Genomic DNA, 12579 nt, shown 5'->3' with positions numbered 1-12579 from the left:
AGATAATACGTGTATGATGAGGAATGCCCTATTATGGCGAATGACAACCACAACCAAGTTTTGGATGAACATACAGAAGTTGTAGTGGAAGGTGAAAAAGCTTCTGCAAAACGTGCACGTAAAGTGAAACCTAAAACTTCTGATATAGGCACAACTGCAAGTTTATTTGGTATTGCACCTTATCAACCTAAGAAAAATGAAGAGTACATGTCTGAAGGACAGCTCGAGCATTTCCGACAAATTCTGCAAGCATGGAAAGCTGAATTGATGTCTGAAGTTGATCGTACGTTGAATACGATGCAAGACGAATCAACTGCATTGCCAGATGTAAATGACCGTGCTACCCAAGAAGAAGAGTTTGCAATTGAATTGCGTACACGTGACCGTGAACGTAAGTTAATTCGTAAAATCGAACAATCTATGGAAGCCATTAAAAATGAAGACTATGGTTTCTGTGAAACGTGTGGTATCGAAATCGGCTTACGTCGTTTAGAAGCACGTCCAACGGCAACTTTATGTATTGATTGCAAAACTTTGGCAGAAATCAAAGAGAAGCAAAATAACGGTTAATATGACCGAGGTAACTCCTAAAGAGAAACCTAGCTTTGCATATTCAGGCCGGTTTGCGCCATCGCCAACCGGCCCTTTGCATTTTGGATCACTCATTACTGCCGTTGCCAGTTATTGTGATGCAAAGGCCCATCATGGCACATGGCTCGTTCGTGTCGAAGACACAGATATCCCTCGTATTTATCCGGGTAGTGAAGATCATATTCTCACGTCACTGGAAGCCTTCCAGTTCGAACCCGATGCAGAAATCATCTTTCAAAAAAATCGTTTAGACATTTATGAAAGCGTATTAGACCAACTTAAAAAAGAGGGTCTTGTCTATGCTTGTCAATGTACGCGCAAAATGCTGGGCTCAAATGCAATCTACGCCGGAACTTGCCGCAATCTAAATCTTGATTTTCAAGGACAAGCGATCCGGGTAAAAGTTCAAGATCAGCAAATCTGTTTTGATGACCGACTACAAGGAACTCATTGTTCTAATCTGCAACATGACCTTGGAGACTTTGTTCTTAAACGCCGTGACGGCATTATTAACTATCAACTTGCCGTAGTCGTTGATGATTATCTGCAAGGCATTACCCATGTCGTTCGAGGCGCAGACCTATTAGATAATACTGAACGGCAGATCTGGCTTGGCGAGCTATTAGGTTACCCTAAACTGAGCTATATGCACCTCCCCCTCGCTATGAACGATCAAGGGCAAAAGCTTTCTAAGCAAAACCTTGCTCAAGCACTCGATTTGTCAAAAGCTCCTCAATTGCTGCAACAAGCAATACAAGCACTAGGACAACCTAACGTTGATTTAGACCAGCCTAAAGTTATGCTTAAACAAGCAGTAGCGCAGTGGAATGTAGATTTAATTCCACATGTAGAGCAGCTGAGTGGAACATATCTATAAATAAAAAAACCCGATATCAAATCGGGTTTTTTAATACCTAAATACTCAACTAGAAGTTTGATTCCTCCCTTTCTGGGTTAACTTCTTGTGTTGAAGCATCAATCTTTAAGATCAAGCTAATCATTGCAGCACACATCATTAAAGATGTACCACCATAACTAATAAATGGCAGAGTCAAACCTTTAGTCGGCATCAACCCCATATTCATGCCTGCATTTACCAAAATCTGGAGCAAGAAAATAATACTAATGCCGTACGCCAAATAACCTGCGCGAAGGTAATGGTGTTTCAATGCACGATGACCAATTTTGATACAACATGCTAGCATCGAGAAAGATAATACAATGACAATCGAAATACCAAAGAAACCGAACTCTTCGCCTAACACAGCCAACATAAAGTCAGTATGTGCTTCTGGCAAATAAGATAGCTTTTGTACACTGTGCCCTAAGCCTGTACCAAACCATTCACCACGGCCAAAGGCCATTAATGCATTTGATAACTGGTAACCAACCCCTAATGGATCTGCCCACGGGTCAGTAAACGAAATCAAACGCTGGAAACGATACGGCTCAAATAAGATCAAAAACACGATACCGGTTACAATCGCACCTAACATAATTAAGAACTGTGTTGGCGGCGCACCAGCTAAAAAGAACACACCGACCATCATCAACACAATTACGATCGTAGCACCCAAGTCAGGCTCAGCAATAATCAAACCGACCGTGATTGCCATAACCCCACTTAAACGCAATAAACCTTTCCAATGAGTACGAACCTCTTTGGCACGGCGTACAACGTAGTCTGCGGTAAAGATTGCCATCATGACTTTGGCAACCTCGGTTGGCTGTAAAGTAAAGCCACCGATCTTAATCCAACGTGTAGAACCGTTGACTTCTGAACCCACCACCAAAGCAGCAAGCAAAAGAACCATGGTCAACAACCACAACGGGAAAGTATTTTTAAACCACGTATTGAGTGATATCCGATAGGTCAAATAAGCCACCACAGCCGCAGCGATAATCGAAATACCATGACGAATCACATAGTGGAACGGGTTTTCATGCATATATTCAGCATAGGGCATCGAAGCAGATGCGACCATCACTGAACCGATACACAATAATGCAACGACACAGAAAATCAGGACATTACGTGGCGTCACTTCCGCTGGCCATTTAGGCAATATCCGTTCATACCAATGATTGATTTTCTGGATTGTGGTCTGAGCTAAGCCTGCCATACAACATTCCTAATCATGTTTTCTTTAAACCAACAAATTGACGCAGGCAACAAACTGCTGACCACGGTCATTATAACTTTTAAACATATCAAAACTTGCACAGGCTGGTGATAACAGCACAACATCTTCAGCTTGTGTTTCACGTTGACACAGCTCTACAGCTTCTTTGAGCGTTGCTGCATGCAAAATTTTGGTTGCGCCCTGAATAGCTTGTTCAATAACTGGAGCATCCTCACCAATCAATACCACAACTTTGGCATATTTTTCGATAGAAGAACGTAATGGAGCAAAATCTTGACCTTTGCCCTGCCCACCCAAAATCAAGGCAACCTTACCCTTTTTAACCTCAATTGCAGCGCCTAAACCATCAATTGCTGCAAGTGTAGCACCAACGTTAGTCCCTTTAGAGTCATTGTAATAACGTACATCATGTACAGTTCTCACATACTCACAACGGTGCTCTAATCCTTTAAACTGTTTTAACGTCTCAAGCATAGATTCCATAGGCAAACCAATTGCTTCACCTAATGCTAAACAAGCTAAAGCATTGGCTACGTTGTGCATGCCTTGAATATATAAATCTGAGCTTTTAATTAAACGCTGCAAACCACGTGCAAGCCAAAGCGTGCCATCGCCATCTCTTAAAACACCATATTGATTTAAGTCTGGAGCATTTAGACCAAAGCTTTGCATTGGTGTTGTATCTGGAACAAGAGGACGACTTAAAGCATCATCACGGTTAAATATGACTTTTTTAACACCTTGGAAAATACGGTGTTTTGCTTGGTGGTAACCCCACATATCGCCATGACGATCTAAGTGGTCTTCACTCATGTTAAGAACCACAGCAACCTCAGCATTCAAATGAGACGTGGTTTCTAATTGAAAACTTGATAACTCAAGTACAAGCAACTCTGGTTGATCTTTTAATAAATCTAGAGCTGGGCGTCCAAGGTTTCCACCAACAGCAACTTTCTTACCGGCATCTTTAGCCATTAAGCCAATTAAAGTCGTTACGGTACTTTTCGCATTAGAACCCGTAATCGCCACAATAGGTACTTCGGTCGCACGGCGTAATAATTGAATGTCGCCTACAACTGAAATCCCTTGAGCAATAGCTGCCTGAATTTCTGGTAATTGCGGTGCAAGGCCTGGGCTTAAAATAATTTCTTCTGCTTGTAATAATAATTCTTGGTCAAGTTGACCAAAACTGGTTTTAACGCCAGCTGGAATCTGGTCATGACCAGGAGGGGTTGGACGAGAGTCCGTTACTGCAACTTGGTAGCCTTGTTCATGCAGGAAATTAACAGCAGAAACGCCTGATATTCCCAAGCCTGCGACAACTTTTAATCCACCACGTTGTATTAACATTTTTGCCCCACAATTTATCAATCGACAGAATGGCAAAAATGTTAGCACTTTGCTGTTTTGAATGCTTTTTCAGTTTGAACTTTATTCATCTTTTTTTGTGTCAGTGCGTAAAAAAGCCATCAATATGATGGCTTTTTAGACGAAACAAGAAATACTAAATTTATTGCCATTTAATCGGCTTAATTTCTTGAACTGTATTCGTAGGTTTATCTTCACTTGAGCAACCACAGCCGCCAGCACAGCCAAAGGTCATTTTTGGCTTAAGCCATTTTGCCAAGGTTGCCCAACCCTGCTTTTCACAAAATGAAGAGAGTGTAGAAAAGACTGAATTTGCTGTTTTTGGAAATACTTTCTTAAAAACAACAACAGCACTCCAGCTCACTAAAACCGCAATAATCAGATATTGAATCATGTACAACCTCCTTTCTTGCCTTAACCCCAATAGTGGGAAGCAATTTGATAGGTAACAAACGATGCCAAATAAGCCAAGCCGAACAGATATGCAGTCATGACAGCAACATGTTTCCATGAACCTGTTTCACGTCGTACCGTTGCCAATGTGGCCAAACAATGTGGAGCATAAATAAACCACACTAAAAGCGATAATCCTGTTGCCAAAGACCAACCCGAGCCATCTGCACTAATCAGATGTGACAAACCTTGAGCTACAGCATCGTCACTCGTTGCAGACAAGGCATAAACTGTACCTAATGCTGCCACTACAACTTCACGAGCTGCCATTGCTGGAATTAAAGCAATACAGATTTGCCAGTTAAAACCAATTGGAGCAAATCCAGGTTGAATAAGATGTCCGAGCATACCGGCAAAACTATAATCTATCGCAGGTAATGTCGCCCCTTCTGGTGGCTGTGGGAAAGTACACAAAAACCAGAGCAAAATAGAAAGCGCAAAAATGATTCCACCGACACGTTTCAAGAAGATCTTCGCGCGATCCAACAAACCAATTCCCACACTTTTTAAATCGGGGAAACGATAACTCGGTAGCTCTAGCAGTAAAGCATGCTGTGACTTATCTTTTTGCAAAAATTTCATTAAAAATGAAACGCAAAGAGCACTCACAATACCAGCCATGTACAGACCGAATAGCACCAGACCTTGTAAGTTGAAAATACCCCAGATCATTTTTTCTGGAATAAAGGCCGCAATCAGCAAAGCATATACGGGCAAACGTGCCGAACAGGTCATTAAAGGCGCAACCATAATGGTCGTAAAACGATCACGAGGGTCACTAATACTACGCGTTGCCATAATTCCCGGTACTGCACAGGCAAAGCTTGAAAGTAAAGGAATGAAAGCACGCCCACTTAAACCGGCTTGAAACATTAATTTATCAAGCAAGAATGCTGCACGCGGTAAATAACCCGATTCTTCTAATACCAAAATGAAGAAGAACAAGATTAGAATTTGTGGCAAGAACACCACTACGCCACCTGCACCAGCAATAATTCCGTCAACAACCAAACTATGCAGTAGTGGCTGTGTAATCACAGTTCCCACCACTTCACCTAACCAGCCAAAGAAGCCTTCAATGCCATCCATGAATGGAGCTGCCCAAGCAAAAACTGCCTGAAATACAATAAACATCATGAGGGCAAGGCTAAATAGGCCTAAAACTGGGTGTAAGAAAATTCGATCTAGAAAATCAGTACGTTTATCTCCCTGATCGACATATTGAACAACATCTTTAAAAATCATATCGATTTTTTGATGATGAGTTCCAGTCAAACCACTCAGTTCGGTCTGTGGCACACTGTATTTTTCTTGATCAAGGGCATGTAATAAATTTTCAATACCCGCATTACGAACAGCAACTGTTTCAACGACTGCCACACCCAAACGTTGAGACAACTTTTGAGTATTAATTTGGATGCCACGACGACGCGCTTCATCCATCATATTCAGTACAAGTAAAATCGGACGGCCAAGCTCGATCATTTCGAGCACGAGTCCTAAATGCAATTTTAAGTTAGTCGCATCGACCACACATAAAAAGGCATCTTGCTGACCTTCTTCGGCAATCTTACCCAAACAAACATCACGGGTAATAACCTCATCAGGACTGGTTGCATTTAGACTATATGTACCCGGTAAATCGAGTACACGCACTGCACGCCCTGAAGGTAACTGAAAATGACCTACTTTACGCTCGACCGTTACGCCCGCATAGTTTGCGACTTTTTGTCGAGTTCCAGTTAAATGGTTAAAAAGAGAGGTTTTACCACAGTTTGGATTTCCCACAAGGGCAATACGTAACGCATCACTCATGCGGGTACTCCTTCTTCTACTTGAATTTCGATTTTTTCCGCTTCTGCTTTACGCAAAGCGAAACGAGTAAAGCCGATTTGGATCAAGATTGGATCACCACCAAAAATACCCTTGGTAATCACTTCCACTCGTGTGCCTGGCACAAAGCCCAGACTTTCCAAACGAATTGCGACCAAATCTTGCTGCTCGGACTCTACTGATATCCGATTCACTTTGCTGATGGTCGCCGCTTGCTTCACTTTTAAAGCTGATAAACGCACCGCATCCGATCCTAAACCTTTTTTTCTAGTATACATATAAATGAGAATAATTACCAAATAAGGTTAAATTTCACTTCCTATTTAGTTTAATCGACAAACCTTAAAGTTTCTTTTACAGTACAGAGGTTTAGAGGATGTAGTGTATGTTAAATAAAAAACCGCGTATTCCAAGCCCTGTTCAAATTCCAGAACATTTAAGCTTTTTACAAGGTTTTCGCGACTATCTCGTTGCACAGACTGTTAGTCCACATACACGTAATGCGTACTTATCTGACCTCATTCAATGCAGCGAACTCCATAAAAAAAATGCTCTTCCACAATGGTCAAGTGATGATATTGCCGATGTTCTTATCGAACTGACAAAAGCAGGAAAAAGTCCCCGCTCAATCGCACGGTGTTTATCTGCCCTACGTCAGTTTTACAAATTTTTACGTGAACAGAAATTACGGAGTGACAATCCAGTTGCGACCCATCACTCTCCTAAAATTGGACGAGCATTACCCAAAGATCTATCTGAAGAAGATGTCGAATCACTGATTCAAGCACCAGATATCAATACAGCACTTGGCTTACGTGACCGAGCAATGTTTGAAGTACTTTATGCATGTGGTTTACGTGTTTCAGAATTACTTAACTTGCGTCTGGAACTCATTAATTTAAAACAAGGCTATTTACGTGTTACAGGTAAAGGCAATAAAGAGCGTTTGGTGCCGTTAGGACAATTTGCCTGTGAGTGGGTAGAACGCTATTTGAATAATGCTCGGCCTCAACTCTATAAAAGCTCGACTGACTATCTCTTTTTAACCCAACATGGCGGGATTATGAGTCGACAAAACTTTTGGTATGCCATTAAACGCTATGCGCTACAAGCCAATATTCAAGCTGAACTATCACCTCATACCTTACGCCATGCATTCGCAACGCATCTGCTCAATCACGGCGCAGACTTACGCGTCGTGCAAATGTTACTGGGTCATAGCGATTTATCTACAACACAAATCTATACACATGTAGCACAAGTAAGAATGCAACAATTACATGAAAAACATCACCCTAGAGGATGATAAAGCTTTCAAGCTCCACTCAATTATTTCATATCAATCGTTTGATTTCGTTCACAAAGGTTAAGAAAGTTTTAACAATACACGTTAGATTTTTTGGTATGCTTAGCAGCTTCTGACTATAAATACTGATGAAATAAGGGTTATCTATGTCTTTTACCCGCTCTCAAATTTTTCTTGCCTGTACTTTGGCATCTAGCCTTTTGTTCAGTGCTTGTTCTAAAGAAAACAAACCACAAAAAGAAGATGCGCTCACAGCGACTGCACCTGCTACAGGGGAAGCTTCAACCATTATCGAGCGTAATGCCAAGCAGCGTTTGATCGAAACTTTGCAAAAACAATTTAAGAATGCAAATATCAGCGCCAAAATTTTAGATATCAAGCCGACTGAAGTTCCTAATTTATATTGGGTAAATCTAGAAGGGATGACATCAGTTTATACAACAAGTGATGGTAAATATTTAATTCAGGGTGATGTAATCCGATTAGGAGGCAAAGAGCTTCATAATATTGGTGATTCACTTCAAGCATCAGAAAATAAAAAGCATCTTGCCGCTTTAAAAAATGAAGATCTTATTGTCTACCCTGCAAAAGGCAAGGCTAAGCACGTGATCTATGTGTTTACCGATGCAAGCTGTCCTTATTGCCATAAGCTACATGAGCACATACCCGAAATTAATGAAAAGGGTATTGAAGTACGCTATATCGCTTGGCCACGCGGCGAACAATTTATGCCGACCATGGAAGCTGTATGGTGTAGTGCAGATCGTAAAGCTGCCTTTAATCAAGCAGTACAAGGTATCAACATTCCACCAGCTCAATGTAAAAACCCTGTTCGAGAGCAATATCAACTTGGCTTGAATATGGGTGTAAATGGTACACCTGCTATTTACAATGCTGATGGCGAGTACTTGGGTGGATATCTAACACCAGATGAATTAATTAAACGTCTGGATAAATAATCCACTTAAAGTTGATGAATGATTAATCATCTATCTCTTAAGAAAAGCGCTGCTCGAATTGCAGCGCTTTGTTTTTTCACTAATTAATACTTTATCCACCTGTGTTTAAAGACTGATCTACTCTTCTTTTCCAAACATCGCACTCTAATTCATTGAACAGGCACTAAAAGCGCTAGAGTCTGGCGTTTTTTTTAGCTATGATCTAGCTTCAACTAAATGATTAAATGATGAATGGAGTGTGACGTGAAACCAGTTCGCCTGGCAATACTCGGTCTAGGAACCGTAGGTGGAGGAGCCCTTAAACTACTACAAGAAAATGCCGCTGAAATTAAACGTCGCACCGGTCGAGAAATTCAAATTACCCACGTTGGAACACGCCGCCCTCGTCCAGATCTCGAATTAGAAGGGATTAAACAAAGCGCAGATTTACTTGATATCGTTCGTCAACCAGATGTTGATATGGTTGTTGAAGTGATGGGTGGTATACACCCTGCTTACGAAGTCATCATGGAAGCGATCAAACACGGCAAACAAGTCGTTACTGCAAATAAAGCTTTACTCGCTGAACATGGCAACGAACTATTTAAAGCAGCTGAAGATAATGCTGTACAAATCGCTTATGAAGCAGCAGTTGCTGGCGGTATTCCAATTATTAAAGTCATCCGTGAAGGTCTTGCTGCAAATCATATTCAATGGTTGGCAGGTATCATTAACGGCACAGGCAACTTTATTCTGACCGAAATGCGTGAGAAAGGTCGTGCATTTGATGATGTATTAAAAGAAGCTCAAGAACTTGGCTATGCAGAAGCAGATCCAACTTTTGACGTTGAAGGTATCGATGCTGCGCACAAACTTACAATTTTAGCGTCTTGTGCGTTTGGTATTCCGCTTCAGTTCGATAAGGTCTATACCGAAGGTATTAGCAAAATTACTGCACAAGATGTGAAATATGCCGAAGATCTCGGTTTCCGCATTAAACACCTAGGTATTGCCCGCCGTGCTGAAAAAGGTATTGAGTTACGTGTTCACCCAACACTCATTCCAGATGAGCAGCTTATTGCCAATGTAAATGGTGTTAAAAATGCTGTTTTAGTTCAAGCGCATGCTGTAGGCCCTACACTCTATTACGGCGCTGGTGCTGGTGCTGGTCCAACTGCTTCTGCTGTTGTTGCCGATGTAATTGATATTGTCCGTGATATTTCTTATACCGAAGATGGTGCTGGAACTATTCCTCAACTTGCTTTTGAAGCATTAACAAATGTGCCAATTTTAAGCCGTGAAGAAATGACCACAGGTTATTACATCCGCTTAAATGCCGAAGATCAAACTGGCGTACTTGCAGATGTCACTACAATCTTAAGCCGTGCTGGAATTAGTATTGATGCCATCATGCAACAATCCCGTTTAAAAGACCTTATTCCAATCGTGATTCTCACCGATCCAATCGTCGAATCTAAAATGGATGAGGCACTTGCACAAATTCAAGCCTTACCTGCAATTCGTGGCGAAATCGTAAGAATTCGTTTAGAATCGCTCGATAGTTAATCAGGTTGAGGGAAAGATTCCCTCTCCCGCTTCATCTCTAATTGGAACACCATCATGTCTAATGCCAATCGTTATACTGGTCTTGTAGATCGTTATCGTGACCGTTTGCCAGTTTCGGCAACTACTCGTGCTATCTCTTTGGGGGAAGGCAACACCCCACTCATTAAACTAGAGAATATTCCACGTATTATTGGCAAAGATGTTGAAATTTATGTGAAATATGAGGGTTTAAACCCAACTGGTTCATTTAAAGACCGTGGTATGACCATGGCTGTAACCAAAGCGGTTGAAGAAGGCTCTAAAGCGATTATCTGTGCATCTACTGGTAACACTTCTGCTGCTGCTGCTGCTTATGCTGCACGTGCAGGTATCAAAGCGTTTGTTTTGATTCCAGAAGGCAAAATTGCGATGGGTAAAATGGCGCAAGCGATGATGTATGGTGCGATCACTATGCAAATCCGTGGTAACTTCGATGATGGTATGCGTCTTGTAAAAGAAGTTGCTGATCAAGCGCCTGTAACGATTGTAAACTCAATCAACCCTTACCGTTTGCAAGGCCAAAAAACCATTGCTTATGAAATCGTTGAAGCTTTAGGCCGTGCACCTGATTATCACTGCTTACCTGTAGGTAACGCAGGTAACATCACAGCTCACTGGATGGGCTATACTGAAGCAGTAGCAAATCAGCCTGCTGATCAGTTTGAACAAGTTATTTATGACGCAGCAACAGATCAGTTTACTGGTCCAAAACCTGAAGGTTTACCAACAATGGTAGGTTATCAGGCTTCTGGCGCAGCTCCATTCTTACGTGGCGCTCCAGTTGAAAACCCAGAAACAGTTGCAACTGCAATTCGTATTGGTAACCCACAAAGCTGGAACCATGCTAAAGCTGTAGTACGTGACTCTAAAGGCTGGTTTGATGAACTTCAAGACAGCGAAATTTTAGAAGCTCAGCGCTTACTTTCTATGTACGAAGGCGTATTTGTTGAGCCAGCATCTGCTGCTTCTATCGGTGGTGCGATTCGTGACATTAAAGCAGGTAAAATTGCTGAAGGTTCTGTAATTGTATGTACAGTGACTGGTAATGGCTTGAAAGACCCAGATACTGCAATCAAACAATGTGCTGATGCAGTCATGTTGTCAATTGATGCAACAATGAGCCAAGTAAAAGATTCGATTTTATCTAACATGTAAAATCTGAATTTTCATAAAAACGGCTGTTCAACACAGCCGTTTTTTATGTCTTTTTTTATAGTCATAAAAAAAACGCTTCTATCTAGAAGCGTTTTTAGAATAATTAAATTAAATACGTTTTGGTAAATTACTTAACCAACTCAATAGGTTAGTTGCATCATTATTACGTGCTTGTGAACTTGGCTCACCAAGCAATACAATCACTGCTGGACGTGAGTTTACAGTCGTATGCATGACAACACAGCGCCCTGCTTCATTGATATAACCTGTTTTAGACAAGTTAATATTCCAACCACCATTACGCACTAGAGCATTGGTATTGTTAGATTTCAACACGCGATAACCCAAGTTAAAATCATAAGTCGGTGTGGTTGAAAATTGACGAATCAAACCATACTGAGATGCAGTACTTGCCAAAATCCCTAAGTCACGCGCAGAAGATACATTACGCGGATCTAATCCTGTAGATTCATAATAATGAGTTGCGTTCATACCTAAAACACGTGCTTTAGAGTTCATTGCAGCAACGAATGCAGGGCGACCACCCGGATAAGTACGCGCTAAAGCAGCGGCTGCCGGATTTTCAGACTTCATTAAAGCAAACAATAACACTTCTGCACGGTTCATCTTGTCGCCAACACGGAGTGTTGAACTTGAATTTTTACCGTTTGCCCCCGCAAAATCAATTTGCTCAAGCATAATTTCTTCTGACATGTTTAAACGAGCATCTGCCGTTACCACTGCTGTCATTAACTTGGTAATAGATGCAATTGGCACAGAAGCATTCGTATTTTTACTAAACAACACTTCACCAGTTTGCGCATCCATCACTAACGCAGCGCGAGCACTTACACTCGGCTGGGCATTGTAACCAGAGGTATCGCGGATTTGAGCAAATTTTGGTGCAGATGCCACAACTTTGGGTGCATTACCACCACGTAAAGTTGTAGTTACAGATGTTGACCCTTGTATAGTTGGCTCATCATCTTCATCATTCAAAAGTTGACTAGCGTCAGCTGAAGACCAATTTAAACTTGCACTCCCACCACTCCCTGAGGACGGGTTATTGACGAGTTCTGCAAAGCTTGTTGAACTCAAACTAAGCAAAATAGACATGCTTAGCACATGTATTAAAGACTTTTTAGAATTTTTCACGGCACAATACTCGACTCAGGGTGATACACAT

The 12579-nt window shown here is 41.5% G+C and carries 12 protein-coding genes; 6 read left to right on the top strand and 6 right to left on the bottom strand.

The window, feature by feature from the left end; translation table 11 throughout:
* Positions 1 to 33: 33 nt before the first annotated feature.
* On the top strand, positions 34 to 570 hold the full coding sequence (gene dksA / locus RMB13_RS01750) for an RNA polymerase-binding protein DksA (protein ID WP_004640678.1): 537 nt from the start codon (positions 34 to 36) through the stop codon (positions 568 to 570).
* A gap of 1 nt (position 571) precedes the next feature.
* Positions 572 to 1468 carry a tRNA glutamyl-Q(34) synthetase GluQRS gene (gluQRS, locus tag RMB13_RS01745; protein WP_311084242.1) on the top strand — a complete coding sequence of 299 codons (897 nt, stop codon included), beginning with the start codon at positions 572 to 574 and terminating at the stop codon, positions 1466 to 1468.
* Positions 1469 to 1517: 49 nt separating this feature from the next.
* Here gluQRS and ftsW read toward each other — a convergent pair whose 3' ends face one another.
* The 5 genes from ftsW to RMB13_RS01720 all read right to left on the bottom strand — a co-directional run bounded on the left by ftsW (position 1518) and on the right by RMB13_RS01720 (position 6631).
* A complete protein-coding gene (gene ftsW, locus RMB13_RS01740) occupies positions 1518 to 2714 on the bottom strand; it encodes a putative lipid II flippase FtsW (protein WP_311084241.1) in 1197 nt (398 codons plus the stop codon).
* Positions 2715 to 2738: 24 nt separating this feature from the next.
* Positions 2739 to 4085 (bottom strand): UDP-N-acetylmuramoyl-L-alanine--D-glutamate ligase, encoded by a 1347-nt coding sequence (gene murD / locus RMB13_RS01735; protein ID WP_311084240.1) that lies wholly within the window; start codon positions 4083 to 4085, stop codon positions 2739 to 2741.
* A gap of 160 nt (positions 4086 to 4245) precedes the next feature.
* Entirely contained in the window at positions 4246 to 4497 is a 252-nt protein-coding gene (locus RMB13_RS01730) for a DUF6587 family protein (RefSeq protein WP_231762076.1), read from the bottom strand.
* A 20-nt stretch (positions 4498 to 4517) separates the two neighbouring features.
* The gene (locus RMB13_RS01725) at positions 4518 to 6371 is read right to left on the bottom strand and encodes a ferrous iron transporter B (protein WP_311084239.1); all 1854 of its coding nucleotides are present in this window, start codon (positions 6369 to 6371) and stop codon (positions 4518 to 4520) included.
* Positions 6368 to 6631: a FeoA family protein gene (locus RMB13_RS01720; protein WP_311084238.1), complete on the bottom strand. Its 264-nt coding sequence runs from the start codon at positions 6629 to 6631 to the stop codon at positions 6368 to 6370. Before RMB13_RS01720 ends, RMB13_RS01725 begins: the two co-directional genes overlap by 4 nt.
* 143 nt (positions 6632 to 6774) lie before the next feature.
* Here RMB13_RS01720 and xerD point away from each other — a divergent pair, with 143 nt between their 5' ends.
* The 4 genes from xerD (at position 6775) to thrC (ending at position 11393) form a co-directional block, all read left to right on the top strand.
* Entirely contained in the window at positions 6775 to 7695 is a 921-nt protein-coding gene (gene xerD / locus RMB13_RS01715; protein WP_004640667.1) for a site-specific tyrosine recombinase XerD, read from the top strand.
* A gap of 146 nt (positions 7696 to 7841) precedes the next feature.
* Positions 7842 to 8654 (top strand): DsbC family protein, encoded by an 813-nt coding sequence (locus RMB13_RS01710; protein ID WP_056484281.1) that lies wholly within the window; start codon positions 7842 to 7844, stop codon positions 8652 to 8654.
* A gap of 243 nt (positions 8655 to 8897) precedes the next feature.
* Positions 8898 to 10199 carry a homoserine dehydrogenase gene (locus RMB13_RS01705; protein ID WP_004640662.1) on the top strand — a complete coding sequence of 434 codons (1302 nt, stop codon included), beginning with the start codon at positions 8898 to 8900 and terminating at the stop codon, positions 10197 to 10199.
* 54 nt (positions 10200 to 10253) lie between these two features.
* Positions 10254 to 11393, top strand: coding sequence for a threonine synthase (gene thrC / locus RMB13_RS01700; protein ID WP_003654438.1), 1140 nt, complete (start codon positions 10254 to 10256; stop codon positions 11391 to 11393).
* Between the two features lie 108 nt (positions 11394 to 11501).
* Here thrC and pbpG read toward each other — a convergent pair whose 3' ends face one another.
* The gene (pbpG, locus tag RMB13_RS01695; protein ID WP_311084237.1) at positions 11502 to 12548 is read right to left on the bottom strand and encodes a D-alanyl-D-alanine endopeptidase PBP7/8; all 1047 of its coding nucleotides are present in this window, start codon (positions 12546 to 12548) and stop codon (positions 11502 to 11504) included.
* Positions 12549 to 12579: the final 31 nt, after the last annotated feature.

This window comes from Acinetobacter sp. V102_4 (assembly GCF_031799005.1).
Lineage (GTDB): Bacteria > Pseudomonadota > Gammaproteobacteria > Pseudomonadales > Moraxellaceae > Acinetobacter > Acinetobacter calcoaceticus.
This window is presented reverse-complemented; position numbering and strand designations above follow the sequence as displayed.